The organism is Collimonas sp. OK242, from assembly GCF_900107095.1.
Lineage (GTDB): Bacteria > Pseudomonadota > Gammaproteobacteria > Burkholderiales > Burkholderiaceae_D > Collimonas.
On the sequence record NZ_FNOR01000002.1, the window covers coordinates 219,563 to 235,130 of the forward strand.

Genomic DNA, 15,568 nt, shown 5'->3' on the forward strand with positions numbered 1-15,568 from the left:
TGTTGTTGATAGTTATTTGTCCTTTTCATACTTCCAAGGGAGTCCCGTGAAAACCTCATATCTCGTAGCAGCGACAGTCCTCGCCGCAGGCTTGTCCGCCATCGCTTCTCATTCCAACTCGCAGACACTCAAAAAAATTGCCGATAGCAACAAAATCACCGTGTCTTACCGCGAGGCATCGGTACCTTTCAGCTACTTGATTAGTCCCACCAAGGCCGTTGGTTTCTCGGTCGAGCTAACCGATGCCATCGTTGATGATGTGCGCAGGAAGCTCAAGAAGCCGAACTTGGAAGTGGCTTACATTCCTGTGTCCTCGCAAACCCGTATTCCGTTGCTGGTCAACGGCACATACGATCTGGAGTGCGGATCCACCACCAACAACGCTGCGCGTGGCAAGGACGTGGCTTTTGCAATTAGCCATTTCTACACCGGCACGCGCCTATTGACCAAGAAGACCTCCGGCATAAAGAACTACGCCGATCTCGCAAAGAAGACTGTCGCCAGCACCGTCGGCAGCACGAACGAGAAGGTACTCCGCAAATACAGTGCCGACAACAATCTAGACGTACAGGTCGTCTTGGGCAAAGACTATGACGACTCCTTGGCGCTGGTTGAAAATGATCGCGCCGTGGCGTTTGCCATGGACGATATCCTGCTGTTTGGCCTCATGGCGAACTCCAAAAATCCCGACTCGCTCGAAGTCGTGGGTGATGCGCTGCAAGTCGAACCCTATGGCTGCATGCTTCGCAAAGATGATCCTGAATTCAAGAAATTGGTCGATGGCACCATAACCCGCCTCATGAAGTCGGGCGAATTCGCAAGGCTTTACGCCAAGTGGTTTCAATCACCGATTCCTCCAAAAGGAATGAATCTGAACATGCCGATGAGCGAACAGCTCAAAGCCAATCTCAAGGCGCGCAGTGACAAACCAGCGCTGTAAAGCTTGACGAATACCTGAGCAAACGACATGCTCGGTCATTGCGAGCAATTGCCGATTCCAAATCGCATGCTCAAACAAAAAAACCTTGCTTCGGCATCGAGGCAAGGTTAACCACTGAATAGCAGCAAGCTACGCCGGCACCGTCCCTCCCTCCCCCACACAATCACGCGCTTGGTTGGATTCCTGTGTGTTCCTGGCGCCGGTATACGTGCGCGCGCTTGATTTTATTCCCTGCCATGGGGAGCAGGCAGAAAAATATGACGAGAATAACTTCCGACGGCCGGCAGTTATACAAGTGACGACACGCACCAGTGTTTCCAGAACCGGAAACATGGATAGGCCCCACAGCGCAAAAGAGGTGCTGCGGCGCAGTGCCGCCCCCGGTTGGCACCAGATAACACACTGGTGCGGTACTGATCTATCGCTATCAAAAGCACCCCATTGACCTGTACATCTTTCCCGATGCCGGCGGTACACCTACTCCCGCCGCACGGGCCTCGGACGGCTATGCGATGGCCTACTGGCAGCGCAACGGTATGACTTACTGGGCCATCACCGATGCCCAATCCACCCACCTGCAAGCGTTCGAACAAGCGGCGCAGGCCGAAGAAGATCATGAGGAAAACCCGTTGCGGGAATAAGGCGGCCAGGTTTCTGGTGAATAAATCGAGATTGACGGGAATATTTCCCTCCGGTTCCGGGTTATAGCGTTTACAGAAATGGATTACATCGACCGGCCGCCAACAAACTTGCAAATCGAAAGGATTTCGACGTGAAACAAGATCACTTATTCCTTGGCCTGGGCTTGGCCGTGCTGATGGGCTTCAGCGGTGCCGCAGCCGCTGCCGGCGATGCGATACGCGGCCAGGAGCTCTACCAAACCATGTGCATGTCCTGTCACTCGATTGACTACAACGGCGTTGGGCCGGCACATAAGGGGCTGTTTGGCAGGAAGGCTGGCAGTCACGCTGATTATCTCTATTCACCAGCTGTGAAGTCATCCGACATTGTATGGACCGAGAAAACGCTGGATAAATGGCTGTCAAATCCCGAGAAACTGATTCCGGGGCAAAAAATGGGTTTCATGGTGCCTGCCGCAAAAGATCGGGCCGACTTGATTGCCTATTTGAAGAAGGAGGCGGGACGAGAAGAGAAGCCCTAAGCACTCGACCGACCTGTTAAACGCTTGTTCCGTAACAATCTGCCCTGCAGCTATTCCAACCATTTAAAGGAGAAAGATCATGATTGATCGCAGAAATTTTATGAAACTGACCGCTATCGGCGGCGGTGCGGTATTTATTTCCGGGCTATATGGCCGGACGCAAGCTGCAACGACCGACAAAACGGCGGCGGCGTCCGCTTACGAGGATTTCTATTTCGTTCAGTTGTCTGATATTCATTGGGGGTATAGCGGCGCGGCCAATCCGGATGCACTCAACACATTCAAGAAGACGGTTGCAACTGTCAATGCACTTGAAGTGCAACCGGACTTTATTATCTTTACCGGGGATCTGACCCACACGACGGATGATCCGAAGGAACGTCGGAAGCGTATGGCCGAGTTCAAGGAGATTGCTGCCGGATTAAAAGTAAAAACGGTGCGTTTTATCCCGGGAGAGCATGACGCTTCGCTCGATAACGGAGCTGCATTCAAGGAAAACTTTGGCCCGACGAATTACGTGTTTGATCATAAGGGAGTGCATTTCATCGCTTTGGATAATGTGTCCGATCCCGGCGCAAGTATTGGCGATGTGCAACTGGATTGGCTCAAAAACGATCTTGCCAAACAAGCAAAAGATGCGCGGATTATTGTCTTCACACATCGTCCCCTGTTCGATCTGGTACCCAAATGGGATTGGGCCACCCGCGATGGCGACAAAGCGATTGCCTTATTGACGCCATACAGCAATGTAACGGTGTTCTATGGCCATATTCACCAGGAAAATCACCACATGACGGGACAGATCGCGCACCACGCAGCCAAGTCGCTCATTTTTCCATTGCCGGCACCTGGCTCGCAAGATAAACGCACGCCGTTACCGTGGGATGCCGCTGCGCCGAATAAAGGGCTCGGTTTCCGAGAGGTGGAAGCTGAACGCAAAGACAGTGATTACAAGATCACTGAATTTCCCGTGACAAGGACATAAGCCATGGATCATGCAAGAAGGCAGATATGTTTACGTGCCGTCTACGGCATCGGGGCGCTTCTATCAGGGGCGGCCATCAACGCCCGGGGGCAGACAAAGAATGTTGCAAAAGAAAGGGTAATAAAAATTCAAGCCAAAAAATTCGTCTATACGCCGAACCAGATTGTCCTGAAAATGGGCGAGCCAGTAGTGTTGGAGTTTACCTCCGTGGATTTCGTGCATGGATTTAGGATACCGGACATGAATATCCGCGCCGACCTGCCGCCAGGCAAGGTTACTCAAGTCAGGCTGACACCTGACAAGGCCGGTGATTACGATTTTTTATGTGACAATTTCTGTGGCAGCGGCCACGAGGAAATGAATGGAAAAATAACCGTAACAGGCTGATGCATTTTCTGTAATTACAAGGAAATCAACGCGGGACGAAATAATCAAGGTGCGTTGGACAGAGCGGCGCGGATATCCAACCTAACCGACCCAATCGGAGGCCTCAGATGAACCAGCAGAAACCCGAAGGCGCGAAAGTTCAAATTTCGAAGAACGGCCCGTATATCGTGTCGGGCGACGTAGCTCTAAGTAAGGAGATCATCGGCGCGAACGAAGATGGCGAGTCGGTAAAGTGGGAGCAGAAACAGAAATATCCATCTCATGGGCAATACGCGTTGTGTCGCTGCGGCTGCAGCGCGAACAAGCCATTTTGCGACGGCTCGCATACGAAAGCTGGATTTGACGGCACCGAAACCGCGAGCCGCCAGCCGTATCTCGATCAGGCCAAAGTAATACAAGGTCCGACGATGTCATTGACGGACGTCGAGAGCTTGTGCGCGTTCGCGCGCTTTTGCGATCCACATGGAGGGGTGTGGAATCTCGTCAGCGCAACGGACAACCCTTCAGCGAGTAAGCAGTTCCTAGGCCAGGTCTGCGACTGCCCTTCGGGGCGGCTGGTGGCTTGGGACAAGCAGACCGGCAAACCGATCGAGCCGGTGTATGAGCCATCCATATGCCTGATCGAAGACCCCGCCAAGGGGTGCTCCGGGCCGCTTTGGTTGCGCGGCGGAGTCCAGCTGATCGGGGGCGATGGTTTCGAATACGAAGTACGCAATCGCGTGACCTTGTGCCGCTGCGGTGCGTCGCAGAACAAGCCTTTCTGCGACGGCACGCATGCGTCGATCGGGTTCAGCGACAAGAACTGAGTCGATAAATTGACCGCGGCGCTCGGCGTTGAGATGAGGTGCAGATCATGTTTAACAGATCAATGAGCGATAATACCTATCCCACCAGGCGGACCGTTCTCAGTCGAGCGCTCCTTGTGCTTCCTCTGGCGCTCGTCGCATTCGTCGCAATCACCGTCGGTTTTGTGGCGAGCAAGACCGTCAGGCAGCCCTACGAAACTCCTTTTTTTCACCTATTCTTCAGCGACACCCTGCATATGAAGGCATGGCTGATAACGGCTGCGTTGCTGCTGGCATTGGGCCAGTTGCTGACAGCGTCGCGTATTTATGAAGTGCTACGCTTCCCGCCGAAGGGCCGCTTCTACCATGTGGTGCATCGCTGGTCCGGACGCACAGCCATCCTGCTGACATTGCCAGTGGCCTACCACTGCATCTTCCTGCTCGGCTTCGGGACATACGATGCCCGCGCCTACATTCACTCATTGCTGGGGTCATTTCTCTACGGGACCGTTCTCGCTAAGGTTCTCATTGTCCGCTCAAACGGCTTTCGAGGCTGGGCGCTGCCACTCGCGGGAAGTGCGCTGTTCTCCATTCTCCTGGGGTTGTGGCTTACATCTGCATTCTGGTACTTCAGTACCTTTGGCGCTGGCATATAGACATAGCATGTCTGTTCGTTTGCTTGCGTGATTTGGCCGCCTCGGTCTTTAGCAAAGCCGATAACTGGAACACCCGTTTGGCCAAATCAATTCCGAGAATGTCGATACTCATGACAAACCTCCACACGTAAATTGGATGAAACGCTAGTCTGATCTTATTAGTGGCGTCGGGCCCATCTCAGTAAATCACCACCCTACTCGGAAATCAAGCGCCTGTGCTGCAGCGCGACGGGCAAGCACGCTTCATTGCAGAAGGATTTGGCCTGTTCCAGAACAACTTCAGAGTGCTATCTCACGCCGATTTGGCGTCTTGCCGATTGGCGCCAAGTTAGGATATAGTTCTCCGCGGCAATAATATGTTTCTTGCTATATTTTTTTTGCAAAGGATTTTTTCGATAAACGAAAGGAAAAAAATGAAATCGCAATCAAGCCAGCGCGGTGTTTTGAGAATCGGCTCACTTATATTGGCCGCAATGACGTGCTCCTGGCTTCCCGTAAGCGCTCAGGCGCAAGCCAGTTCGGAGACGTCTGCGAAGAACGGGATAGAGATTCACGGTAAAGGGCAGTTTGCGCCTTCGAAATTTGGCAAAATCTATTATGAAACCGAGGGTTCCGGTTCGCCGGTCTTTCTGGTCGCCGGCGGACCCGGTTCAAGCCATACCTCGTTTCACCCTTGGTTTTCGCGGCTAGCCGCTGAACATACCGTCGTGTATCTGGATAACATCGGCAGGGGGCGGTCGGATAGACTGGAGCCGCAACGCTCTTCGGAATACACCGTAGAACGCGACGCGGAAGACATCGAAGCTCTGCGCATCGCGCTTGGGTATGAACGAATCTCGGTGATCGGTCATTCATACGGCGGCATGCCCGCGCTCGCCTACGCATTAAAATATCCGCAGCATGTCGCCCGGCTGGTCTTATCCGACACCTTGCTTAATGCACAGAGCTGGCAACAGAATATCGACAGCGTAAATTTCACTGCGCGCAATCAGTTTCCCGAGATATGGGAGCAACTGATGCAGCTCCGGACACGCGGGGTTAAATCGAGCGCCGATGAATATGAAGATCTGTACGGAAAGACGGAACTCGACATCTACTGGCGCGATCCGGACATGGAACGTAAGCTTTATCAATCCGGCGACACGGCGGACGCCTCGAATTCCAACGTTTACCTTAGTTTTATAGGCGACGATCCGGAGTGGCAGGTGGGCGGTACCATGAAACGCTATGATCCGCGCTCACGCATGCAATTCCTCACGGTCCCGACTCTGGTCTGCGTCGGCCGTTACGATCGTGTCGGCACGCCCAAGATAGCCGGTGAAATCAAAGCAGCCTTGCCTGCCGCCAGCAGCAGGCTGGTTGTCTTCGAGCGCAGCGGTCACCGGCCCTGGGTGGAAGAAACGGATGAGTATTTCAGTTTGCTGAAGGATTTTTTCCCAATTGAGGACGGCAGCAAGGTGTCGAAGTTAAGCGTGCAATAGTCAATGACAATGCATGCAGCCACGAACCGTACGCGAGGCAGCGCTTTATCTCAGCCTACTAGCCGCAGCCATCTTTCACAGTCACTCATCTTTCTGGAGTCTTGATGAACATTCCGCAGGTCACACACCGCCGTGTTGATGTCGATGGCGTCCAGGTCTTCTACCGGGAAACAGGGCCAAAGGACGCTCCCACCTTACTCCTGCTTCACGGCTTTCCGTCCGCATCGCATCAATACCGCCGATTGATGGATGCATTGGGCGATCGCTATCACCTGATCGCGCCGGACTACCCTGGCTTCGGTCACAGCGACGCCCCGCTACCTTCCACGCTGGGCGGGCCATTCACCTATACCTTTGAACGGCTGGCGGACGTGATGGAGGGTTTCTGTCGTGCGCTCGGGCTGGGTCGCTTCGTGGCTTACCTGTTTGATTTCGGTGCACCGGTGGGCTTTCGGCTGGCCGCAAGGCATCCGGAATGGATCGAGGGTCTGGTGATCCAGAACGGCAACGCCTACACGACAGGCTTGAGTCCGATGGCGCAGGCAATGACCGCATTGCGACCTGGTGTGAAAGGTGCTGAGGACAGCGTGTTGAATATCCTGACGCTTGAGGTGACGCGAAGCCAGTATCTCACTGGTGCCGCGAATCCGGAGCACATCGCACCCGAAGGCTGGACACTCGACCAGCATTTTCTCGACCTGCCCGGACGAGCGCAGATCCAGATCGATCTCGCCCTGAATTACCACTCCAACGTCGCGCTGTATCCGCAATGGCAAGCATGGCTGCGTGCACACCGGCCACCGGCACTGATCCTATGGGGTCGCCACGATCCGTTCTTCCTGGAGGCCGGTGCACGGGCCTATCTTGACGACGTACCGGGCGCCGAACTACACCTACTGGATACCGGACACTTCGCGCTGGAAGAATGTCTTCCGGTGATAGCGCCGCTGATAGCAGATTTTGTTGAGCGCATCCATGCACGAGGACATGCTAGTCAGCAGGGTACATCGCATCCGGCCCTCGCCACAGCCATGCCTTGAATGGCGGCCGGCAGTGGCGTTTAGTCAACCTCAAGGGACGGTTCGGTTAAGCAAAAGACCGCGCATCAACTGGGCAGCATTCGTCGCATCTTGAGTTAATTGGTCCGTGACAATATATTCGACAGCGCCACTGTCGACAGTGATCCGAAATAGTCGGACTTTGTGATTCTCGGGAAGCCTCTTGAGCGTGACCACCTTGCCGCGTACCAACGCATCGCTATCGAATGCAATGTCGTTCGCCGTCCGATAGTTTTCATCCGGGCCGCCAGCATGCACCAATCGACTATCTTTTATGCGACACCAATACGTCTTTCCCAAACGCTCAACGAGCAGCATCAAATCACGCGTCGCGCACCAACTATTCATCAGCACGACCGAACAAGGAAGCCGCTGTCGATGCACGACATTGACTAGCATATCCCCGACAGCCTGTTGCGCAGTCTTGCGCCCTTTTCCTGACACTATTACCCGCCGGTCTACCGGCAAGTAGGTTCCGGTTATCGGATTCACATAAAGGCAATCGATCACGTTGACATGTTGCCTCACGCCCGGCGTGCCGTCGTCAGAGGTGTGCGTCGCAGGCGCCCTCATGGAATGCGCTCTACTGATATCGAACACCAATAACGCACAGGGGTGCTCACTCAAACTTTCCCTAACCGTTCCTGGTGCTTGCCGCCCTGTTATCAAATATCCTGTGGCAGGCTCGGTCTTGCCATGCTCACGATTGTTCGTACTTCCCGCTATCTCTGGCAGCCTATGCTGGCTGTGTTGCTCCCGCACTGCACTCTCAATTCTTCCCATCAGACTTTATCTTTCGTATCGGCCTTAACTGTAAAACTGCGATTTCCCGGCAATTTTTTTCAAATTCATATTTGTATTATATTTGTATGCGATGGTTAAATAATGATTATAGTATTATCATACAATGATAATTAACGCTTTATAGCTAAAAGTACATTTCATGCCCCACCGTTTGTTCTCAGCCGCAGAAAAGAGCTGTTTGGAGCGTCTTCATTTCGAGCAAAACACCTCGCTTCCTCTAGCCGAACGCATGCGCCCCATGCGTGACTACATCGAATCCTTGCTCCCCGCACAAAAATCGCCAACCAAGACTGCTTACATCGCCATGCTTTTAGACCGCTTTGATCAGCTGCTATCGCTTTCCAATAATGGAAAGCCGTTCATTTATCAGAAAAAAAACGCGGCATCTTTGCATTTTGATATTTGGTCGGTGCAAAGCGAGATGGACTCGAATTCTCCGGATGAGCTTGTGCTGGGGTACACGAAAACCATGATGGGATTCCTGCTTTTCAATACCGATCCGAAAAAAATTGCCATGATCGGCTTGGGCGGCGGCTCCCTTCCCAAATATTGCTATCGCTATCTGCCGGAAGCATCCATTGTCGTGGTGGAGAAGGATCCGGAAGTCATCGCCGTAAGGGAGCATTTCTGCATCCCGAAAGACGATGCGCGGTTTCAGGTGCTCTGTGCGGATGGGGCAGATTTCGTCAACGACGCCGCCAACCTGTTTGATGTCCTGATCGTGGATGGTTTCGAAAGAACGGGGCAACCTGCGCAATTGTGCAGTCAATTCTTCTATGACGACTGCCATCATGCATTGGCGCCAGACGGCATCATGGCAGTCAATCTATTGCACGCCGAATCGAAGAACAACATCATCCTCGATCGCATCCGCCATAGTTTTAACGATGCTGTCATTGCCATCGATGCGCAGGACTCGACGAACACGATTGTTTTCGCATGCAAGGGAGCGATGTTAGACCTGCCGGATCAGGTCGTGGCGGGACGGCTCCGCGGCCTTGTCTGTCAGCACACCGTCGATTTGCATCCGACCGCCCGGAGTATTCTGCTGCAACGCCGATTGAACAGGATTGCATGCTTGACCAGCGCCAATTCACGCACCAAGCCTAGGGCCTGTTAACATTCAATTTGGGAGTGCGAACGCGCGGCAGGCGTTGCGTGCCTAGGCGCAGCGACGCGACCTGGCCGCGTTGCATGGCTTGCTGGGGCACCAGCCCCAGCTACGCCACGCGCCTTGCCAGCGCACGTTTTGGTTTGAACGCATCTCCCAAATTGAATGTTAACAGGCCCTAGTGATAAGCAGTGATGAAACGCAGCAAAGACAATGCAGGAATTGCCAAAACAAATCGCTCAGTTCGGCAATCCGGTTTTTCCTGGGATGGCGAGATACTTGTTTTGAATATTCTCGGCAAACCGAGCGCAAAACAAGATGCCATTGGCAAGTTCAAAGGACATCAGCTCAAAGTCAGCGTCACGGCGGTGCCTCGCGCCGGCAAGGCAACCGACCATATGGTGCGTTTCCTTGCTGGAGAGTTCGGCGTGGCGACATCGGATATCGAAGTCGTGTTTGGCCGCATGAATGTCAATAAGCAATTGCGCATCAAAGCCCCTAAGCGGCTGCCTGCCGTCATTGCCCAGCAGGAACTGGAAACCTTGGTTTGACGCGGCTCAACTACACATCTTCGCGCCTATTTTCGATGAAATATTCTTGGCTAGTCCTCAACATCTGCCGCGCATAATCGTTGATCGACAGTCGTCTAATTTGCCAGATGCCAGCAGCATGCAATTCGGGGCGCTGTTCCAGGCGCTTCGCCCAATTTTCGTCACAAATTTCATTTTTTTTCATTCTTGGCGATCAAATTTTTTCAGAAAATACGTTTTTAAGACCAAGCCTTCAACCTTGTCCGCATTGCACTCGATTTCCTCTTCATCGCGCTTGATACAACTTACCCGCACCGCCTCCTGTTGGAAATCAGCACATCGTTGCCATCGAAGCTTGCAGGCCATATCGCCGCAACTATTATAACAGTATGATAATATGAGTCGCATACAAAGATTGTGCGATGTCGCTTAAATAGGCTGTTTGGCAGAACGAATTCACCCCATTGATTGTCATAATTAGCCGGACATAAGGCCGAGAGAAGCCATGCATTTACGTCGATTGTCGGCGTACAACCGAGTTGTTGCTTCCGCTCAGCGCTCTAAGAATGCGCTGACATTTATCAGATCTCCCATATGAAAAATTCGCGTAGTGATGACAACATGACCCTTCTCGGCCGTTTCGAAGAGGTGCTGTATAAAAGCAAGGGAAAACCTTTCGTTTTCGACCATGAAGATATGCGCACTCTGCATTTCGATGGAAGATTCATTCAAAGCGCGATGAGCATTTCAGCCCCGGACCAACTGATGCTCAGTTACACGCGGGCAATGATGGCGTTCTTGCTGTTTCATCCACAGCCCCGGCACGTCGTGATGATTGGATTGGGTGGCGGCTCCCTTGCCAAATACTGCTATCGCAAATTGCCGACAACCCGCATAACCGTGCTTGAACTGGAGAGCGATGTCATCGCGTTGCGAGAAAAATTCGCCATTCCTGACGACGACGAGCGCTTTCAAGTCATCCATGCGGATGCTGCCGACTATCTGACTGCAATGGAAGAAAGAGCGGACGTCATCTTGCACGACGGTTATGCTGCCGACGGTCTGGCGCCGTCGCTCAGCACCGAGGATTTTTATCAACTATGCCACGCCGCATTGGATCGAGATGGCGTTCTGGTATCGAATTTGTGGGGAGATGCTGCCGATCTGGTTCCCATGATGAAGCGGCTCTATGCCGTCTTTGATTGGCGCTTATGGTGGTGTAGTGCGAGTGGCAGTTTCAATCGCATTGTCTTTTCGGTCAAAAGCCTGGATGACGCCATGTTCCGTTCTGTACTTGCAAAGCGCGCGACACAACACGACCTGCGCCACAAGCTCGCATTTTGTGACCTGGTTGATCGATTACAGACTGCCTGCGGTAAAAGCAGGTCTGATTTTGAGTTGATTGCGGGGGCAGACATGCTCGGCGCCTTCATGCAAGCTGATTATTCAGGCATCGAGGAGGAGTAGCTCACATTCGTCATGCTCGCGTCGATACCGCCGTCAATATGCCCCGAAGAATGTCGACCGGCGCCGGCGGGCAGCCGGCGACAGTCACGTCGACCGGAATGACATTGGCGACGCGACCGCATGTGGCGTAATTCTCACCAAAAATTCCACCGCTACAAGCGCATTCTCCAATGGCGACAACCAGTTTTGGATGGGGCGTGGCGTCATAGGTTTGCAACAGTGCTGCTTCCATATTTTTTGTCACCGGGCCGGTGACTAACAACATATCTGCATGACGCGGACTGGCGACAAATTTAATACCCAGCCCCTCGATGTTGTAATAGGGGTTGCTCAGCGCGTGAATTTCCAGTTCACAGCCATTGCATGAGCCGGCATCGACTGCGCGAATGCATAGCGCGCGGCCAAGAGTACGGAGAATGTCCGTATGAAGTTGTTCACGCTGTGTTCGCCATGCATCGTTGGCGCCGGGCGCTGCTTCTGCCGGAATGCCGGCGCGCGCGATTTGCTTGAGAAGTAGCCACATCAGAGGTCATGTCCTGAATAGCTGAGGTTGAAGGATTTGTTAATGAGCGGAAAATCCGGAACGATATTGCCCATGATGGCATGTTCCAGCACGGGCCAGTTCTGCCAGGAGGGATCATGGCAGTGGCAGCGGAGAATGTTTCCTTGGGCATCATGCTCCAGCGCTACAAAAACAGCGCCGCGCCATCCCTCCACCCAGCCTGCGCCTACCCCATCGGTTACGGGCTCGGGCAAAGCGGCTGTGACAGCGCCATATGGTAATTGGCGCAGCATTTCCCGTAGCAGCCGCAGCGACTCGATGATTTCTTCGAACCGCACATATACGCGTGCAGCAACATCGCCATCGCGATGTGTTGCCATGCGAAGATTCAACGCCGTGTAGGGTGCGATGGCATGATCGGAGGACCGCAGGTCCCATGCCTGGCCGCTGGCCCGTCCAGCCAGTCCGCACAAACCAAGTTCCGCTGCCAGTTTTGGCAACACGCGTCCAGAGGAAATAAAACGATCCTGCAAGCCGGCATGCTCCTCGTAGATAAGCCGAAGCGCCTGGACTTTCGTCTCAATGTATTCGCATTGGGCCATGATCAAGTTGACGCCATCCGCATCAAGATCCATCGCGGTCCCTCCGGGAATAATGCGATCCATCATGAAACGGTGTCCAAACAGCTGGGCGTTCAAGCGGACCCACTCCTCTTTCAACATCGTAAACTGCGCTTGGCCCAGCACAAAACCGGCATCGTTTCCGATCGCCCCCAAATCGCCCAGGTGATTGGCAATCCGCTCGCGCTCCAGCAGCAGCGCACGCAGCCATTGGGCGCGCGGTGGAATCTGGCATGCCGTGGCAGCCTCGGCCGCCATGCAATATGCCCATGCAAAGGCCACCGTGGAATCACCGGAGATCCGGCCGGCAAGCTGATAGCCATTGGCGAGCTGGCGCTGCGTAAAAAGTTTATCTACGCCTTTATGCGTATAGCCAAGGCGTTGTTCCAGGCGCAATACCTTTTCGCCGACGACCGAGAACCGAAAATGGCCGGGCTCGATAATGCCTGCATGAATCGGGCCTACGGCGATTTCATGGACGCCGTCACCGGCTACCGTCACAAACGCATAATTTTCCAGAGGCGAGTTGAATTGTTCCTGGCCAGAGAACGGTTGGCGCAGCGGAAAATAATCCTTAGGCCAGCGCCCATGCTGAATCCAGGGGCGAAGATCATCTGCCCCGTTTGCGCGCAAGCCCAACAGGTCGAACGCGGCGCGCTGCATCCGCAGCGCGCCAGGAAACACGCCGGAAAGGTCGGGATATCCGTCCTGTTCGCTCACCACTAACCGAAGCCAAAGCACGCCCTCTGCGACGCAATACGCAGCCGACATGATCCATTGATCGGCCAGCGGTCGTTTGTCCGTACCCCAAAGCGAAAGCAGCCGCCCTCCTTCTGCACGAATGATGCTTGCAATATGCAGCCAATCCTGCGCGCCGACATCCGCAGTGCACACGGGCGCCATTCCCGGCAGCGCGGTAAAGGGGACCGCATATCGTGCGACAAGCGCTTCAATGTCCATTCATCGCTCCACAATCATATCGACTGCCTGTCGAAACCAGCCGTTCAGGTAGGGCGGGATATACAAGCCAAGCATGAGCGCCAGGCCAAGATGAATAAAGACAGGTAACAGCGCCGGCGAGTGCGGCAACGGTTTCGCGGTCGTTTCGCCAAAGACCATTTCCTTCACACGAGAAAAAATCGCGGCAAACGCGACGCCCAAGGCCAATAGGAGTATCGGCGTCGCCCATGGCAATTCGCGCATGGCGGTGGTCACGATCAGGAATTCGCTGGCGAACACCCCAAACGGCGGCATGCCGAGGATCGCGAGCGCTCCCAATAGCATGCCCCAGCCGACGGTCGGACTGACTTTTACCAAGCCGCGGATATTATCCATGACCTGGGTGCCGGCTTTCTGTGTTGCATGGCCGACGGTAAAGAAAATGGCCGATTTCACCAGTGAATGTACCGTCATGTGCAGCAATCCGGCGTAGGTCGCGATGGGGCCGCCGATACCAAATGCAAAAGTCATGAGCCCGATATGCTCGATCGACGAGTAAGAAAACATGCGCTTGACATCCTTTTGCCGCGACAAGGAAAACGTCGCGACCAGCACCGAAAGCAAGCCGAAGCCGACCAGCAACTTGCCAGGCATGCCGTTGTGCAAGGCGCCGTCCGCCAGCACTTTGAAGCGCAGCACCGCATAGAGTGCGACATTGAGCAAAAGGCCCGACAGCACCGCCGAGATCGGTGTCGGCCCTTCAGCATGGGCGTCGGGCAGCCAGCTATGCAACGGCACCAACCCCATCTTGGTGCCGTAGCCCACCAGCAGGAATACGAATGCGAGCGACATGATGGCTGGTTCGAGCTGCGTCTTCACGCTATTCAAATTAGTCCACAACAAGGCGTCGGTGTCGCCGCCTAGTTGACGATCGGCAGCCAGGTACAGAAGTATCGTGCCGAACAGCGCCAGTGCGATGCCGACCCCGCACAAAATGAAATATTTCCAGGCGGCCTCCAGGCTCGCCGCGGTGCGATACACGCTCACCAGCAGAACGGTCGCCAGGGTCGCGCCTTCCATCGCCACCCACAAGATGCCCATGTTATTGGTCATCAGCGCAAGCAGCATGGTGAACATGAACAGCTGGTACATGCTGTGGTACAAGCGCATGCGATTTGGCGTCATCTTGCCGTGATCGCGTTCGATGCGCATGTATGGTCGCGAAAACAAAGATGTCGTCAAACCGACGAAGGCCGTCAAGGTGACGAGGAAGACGTTGAGCGGATCGATAAAAAACAATTTCCCAAACGCGAACGCGGGGCCGCTGGCGATGATGTTTGCCGTCAGCACGACTGCCGCGGCAAAGGTCGTCAGGCTGAATCCGACATTGATTTCCGGCGCCGCATCGCGCTGACCGGCCAGGCCTAGCGTGACGCCGCCAAGCAAGGGGGTGAGCAGGACGATCAGCAATGGATACATGTCAGTCTTCTTTCAAACTTTCCAGATTATGGATGTCGAGATTGTCGAATTGCTCGCGGATCTGGAACATGAATACTCCGAGTATCAAAATGCCGACCAGAATGTCGAGTGCAATGCCGAGTTCGACGATCATCGGCATGCCGTTGGTTGCTGCTGTCGCGGCGAAAAACAGACTATTCTCCATGGCGAGAAAGCCAATCACCTGCGGTACCGCCTTGGAGCGGGTGATCATCATCATCAGGGACAGAAGGATGCAGGCCAGCGCAATGCCGAGGGTGCCGCGCGCGACGGAGGAAGATAACCTGGCGATGGGCAATGCGAGATTGAACGCGATAATCACCAGCACAATCCCAATCAGCATCGTGGTGGGAATATTGATCAGCGGTTCGACGTCCCATTTGACGTCCAGACGCAGTATCAGCCGATGCAGTATCCACGGGATGAATATCACTTTCAGCAGCAAGGTCAATGCGGCGGAAAAGTAGAGGTCGTTATCATGCGTGATGAATGCCACCACCAGAGCGGACGTGACCAGGGTCGCCCCATGCAAGGTATAGAGGCGAATCAAGGACAGAATCCTGCGCTGGCTGAGCATGGCGAAATTGAGCATCAGCAGCGTGGCGGCCAGCATGTTGATGAGTTGTACGGCGAAATGCGTCATC

General features: G+C 54.1%; 17 protein-coding genes. 11 read left to right on the forward strand and 6 right to left on the reverse strand.

The features are described from left to right. Positions 1–46: 46 nt before the first annotated feature. The 8 genes from BLV81_RS02605 to BLV81_RS02640 all read left to right on the forward strand — a co-directional run bounded on the left by BLV81_RS02605 (position 47) and on the right by BLV81_RS02640 (position 7,436). Positions 47–940: a transporter substrate-binding domain-containing protein gene (locus BLV81_RS02605; RefSeq protein WP_092352099.1), complete on the forward strand. Its 894-nt coding sequence runs from the start codon at positions 47–49 to the stop codon at positions 938–940. A 772-nt stretch (positions 941–1,712) separates the two neighbouring features. Then, positions 1,713–2,102, forward strand: coding sequence for a c-type cytochrome (locus BLV81_RS02610; protein ID WP_255364888.1), 390 nt, complete (start codon positions 1,713–1,715; stop codon positions 2,100–2,102). 79 nt (positions 2,103–2,181) lie between these two features. Further along, a complete protein-coding gene (locus tag BLV81_RS02615; RefSeq protein ID WP_092352101.1) occupies positions 2,182–3,087 on the forward strand; it encodes a metallophosphoesterase family protein in 906 nt (301 codons plus the stop codon). 3 nt (positions 3,088–3,090) lie between these two features. Continuing rightward, positions 3,091–3,474, forward strand: a complete 384-nt coding sequence (locus BLV81_RS02620; protein WP_092352103.1) for a cupredoxin domain-containing protein — start codon at positions 3,091–3,093, stop codon at positions 3,472–3,474. Positions 3,475–3,581: 107 nt separating this feature from the next. After that, positions 3,582–4,280, forward strand: a complete 699-nt coding sequence (locus BLV81_RS24135; protein WP_092352105.1) for a CDGSH iron-sulfur domain-containing protein — start codon at positions 3,582–3,584, stop codon at positions 4,278–4,280. 62 nt (positions 4,281–4,342) lie between these two features. Beyond that, positions 4,343–4,915, forward strand: a complete 573-nt coding sequence (locus BLV81_RS02630; protein ID WP_143036250.1) for a DUF6529 family protein — start codon at positions 4,343–4,345, stop codon at positions 4,913–4,915. Positions 4,916–5,328: 413 nt separating this feature from the next. Then, positions 5,329–6,396 carry an alpha/beta fold hydrolase gene (locus BLV81_RS02635; protein ID WP_176992714.1) on the forward strand — a complete coding sequence of 356 codons (1,068 nt, stop codon included), beginning with the start codon at positions 5,329–5,331 and terminating at the stop codon, positions 6,394–6,396. Positions 6,397–6,500: 104 nt separating this feature from the next. Further along, the gene (locus BLV81_RS02640; protein WP_092352111.1) at positions 6,501–7,436 is read left to right on the forward strand and encodes an alpha/beta fold hydrolase; all 936 of its coding nucleotides are present in this window, start codon (positions 6,501–6,503) and stop codon (positions 7,434–7,436) included. A 30-nt stretch (positions 7,437–7,466) separates the two neighbouring features. Here the strand turns inward: BLV81_RS02640 and BLV81_RS02645 are convergent, their stop codons facing one another. Beyond that, the gene (locus tag BLV81_RS02645) at positions 7,467–8,237 is read right to left on the reverse strand and encodes a hypothetical protein (protein WP_092352113.1); all 771 of its coding nucleotides are present in this window, start codon (positions 8,235–8,237) and stop codon (positions 7,467–7,469) included. Between the two features lie 160 nt (positions 8,238–8,397). Here BLV81_RS02645 and BLV81_RS02650 point away from each other — a divergent pair, with 160 nt between their 5' ends. Next, positions 8,398–9,378, forward strand: a complete 981-nt coding sequence (locus tag BLV81_RS02650) for a fused MFS/spermidine synthase (protein WP_092352115.1) — start codon at positions 8,398–8,400, stop codon at positions 9,376–9,378. A 185-nt stretch (positions 9,379–9,563) separates the two neighbouring features. Continuing rightward, complete coding sequence (locus BLV81_RS02655) at positions 9,564–9,920, forward strand: DUF167 domain-containing protein (RefSeq protein WP_092352117.1); 357 nt, start codon at positions 9,564–9,566, stop codon at positions 9,918–9,920. Positions 9,921–9,930: 10 nt separating this feature from the next. Here BLV81_RS02655 and BLV81_RS23845 read toward each other — a convergent pair whose 3' ends face one another. Next, positions 9,931–10,104: a hypothetical protein gene (locus BLV81_RS23845; RefSeq protein WP_176992715.1), complete on the reverse strand. Its 174-nt coding sequence runs from the start codon at positions 10,102–10,104 to the stop codon at positions 9,931–9,933. A gap of 389 nt (positions 10,105–10,493) precedes the next feature. Here BLV81_RS23845 and BLV81_RS02660 point away from each other — a divergent pair, with 389 nt between their 5' ends. Beyond that, a complete protein-coding gene (locus BLV81_RS02660; protein WP_092352119.1) occupies positions 10,494–11,366 on the forward strand; it encodes a fused MFS/spermidine synthase in 873 nt (290 codons plus the stop codon). A gap of 10 nt (positions 11,367–11,376) precedes the next feature. On the opposite strand, the gene BLV81_RS02665 is transcribed toward BLV81_RS02660, so the two are convergent. Genes BLV81_RS02665 through BLV81_RS02680 form a run of 4 tightly spaced genes read right to left on the reverse strand, consistent with a single transcriptional unit; the run spans position 11,377 to position 15,567 of the window. Further along, complete coding sequence (locus BLV81_RS02665; protein ID WP_092352121.1) at positions 11,377–11,889, reverse strand: NADH-quinone oxidoreductase subunit B family protein; 513 nt, start codon at positions 11,887–11,889, stop codon at positions 11,377–11,379. After that, on the reverse strand, positions 11,889–13,448 hold the full coding sequence (locus BLV81_RS02670) for a hydrogenase large subunit (protein ID WP_092352123.1): 1,560 nt from the start codon (positions 13,446–13,448) through the stop codon (positions 11,889–11,891). Before BLV81_RS02670 ends, BLV81_RS02665 begins: the two co-directional genes overlap by 1 nt. Further along, positions 13,449–14,906: a hydrogenase 4 subunit F gene (locus tag BLV81_RS02675; protein ID WP_092352125.1), complete on the reverse strand. Its 1,458-nt coding sequence runs from the start codon at positions 14,904–14,906 to the stop codon at positions 13,449–13,451. A gap of 1 nt (position 14,907) precedes the next feature. Continuing rightward, positions 14,908–15,567, reverse strand: a complete 660-nt coding sequence (locus BLV81_RS02680) for a formate hydrogenlyase (RefSeq protein WP_092352127.1) — start codon at positions 15,565–15,567, stop codon at positions 14,908–14,910. Position 15,568 lies beyond the last annotated feature (1 nt).

Excerpts from the sequence above, each read along its gene's own strand:
- BLV81_RS02615 (WP_092352101.1), top strand. The coding sequence starts at position 2,182 with ATGATTGATCGCAGAAATTTTATGAAACTGACCGCTATCGGCGGCGGT.
- BLV81_RS02620 (WP_092352103.1), top strand. The coding sequence starts at position 3,091 with ATGGATCATGCAAGAAGGCAGATATGTTTACGTGCCGTCTACGGCATC.
- BLV81_RS24135 (WP_092352105.1), top strand. The coding sequence starts at position 3,582 with ATGAACCAGCAGAAACCCGAAGGCGCGAAAGTTCAAATTTCGAAGAAC.
- BLV81_RS02630 (WP_143036250.1), top strand. The coding sequence starts at position 4,343 with ATGAGCGATAATACCTATCCCACCAGGCGGACCGTTCTCAGTCGAGCG.
- BLV81_RS02635 (WP_176992714.1), top strand. The coding sequence starts at position 5,329 with ATGAAATCGCAATCAAGCCAGCGCGGTGTTTTGAGAATCGGCTCACTT.
- BLV81_RS02640 (WP_092352111.1), top strand. The coding sequence starts at position 6,501 with ATGAACATTCCGCAGGTCACACACCGCCGTGTTGATGTCGATGGCGTC.
- BLV81_RS02645 (WP_092352113.1), bottom strand. The coding sequence starts at position 8,237 with ATGGGAAGAATTGAGAGTGCAGTGCGGGAGCAACACAGCCAGCATAGG.
- BLV81_RS02650 (WP_092352115.1), top strand. The coding sequence starts at position 8,398 with ATGCCCCACCGTTTGTTCTCAGCCGCAGAAAAGAGCTGTTTGGAGCGT.
- BLV81_RS02655 (WP_092352117.1), top strand. The coding sequence starts at position 9,564 with ATGAAACGCAGCAAAGACAATGCAGGAATTGCCAAAACAAATCGCTCA.
- BLV81_RS23845 (WP_176992715.1), bottom strand. The coding sequence starts at position 10,104 with ATGAAAAAAAATGAAATTTGTGACGAAAATTGGGCGAAGCGCCTGGAA.
- BLV81_RS02660 (WP_092352119.1), top strand. The coding sequence starts at position 10,494 with ATGAAAAATTCGCGTAGTGATGACAACATGACCCTTCTCGGCCGTTTC.
- BLV81_RS02665 (WP_092352121.1), bottom strand. The coding sequence starts at position 11,889 with ATGTGGCTACTTCTCAAGCAAATCGCGCGCGCCGGCATTCCGGCAGAA.
- BLV81_RS02670 (WP_092352123.1), bottom strand. The coding sequence starts at position 13,448 with ATGGACATTGAAGCGCTTGTCGCACGATATGCGGTCCCCTTTACCGCG.
- BLV81_RS02675 (WP_092352125.1), bottom strand. The coding sequence starts at position 14,906 with ATGTATCCATTGCTGATCGTCCTGCTCACCCCCTTGCTTGGCGGCGTC.
- BLV81_RS02680 (WP_092352127.1), bottom strand. The coding sequence starts at position 15,567 with ATGACGCATTTCGCCGTACAACTCATCAACATGCTGGCCGCCACGCTG.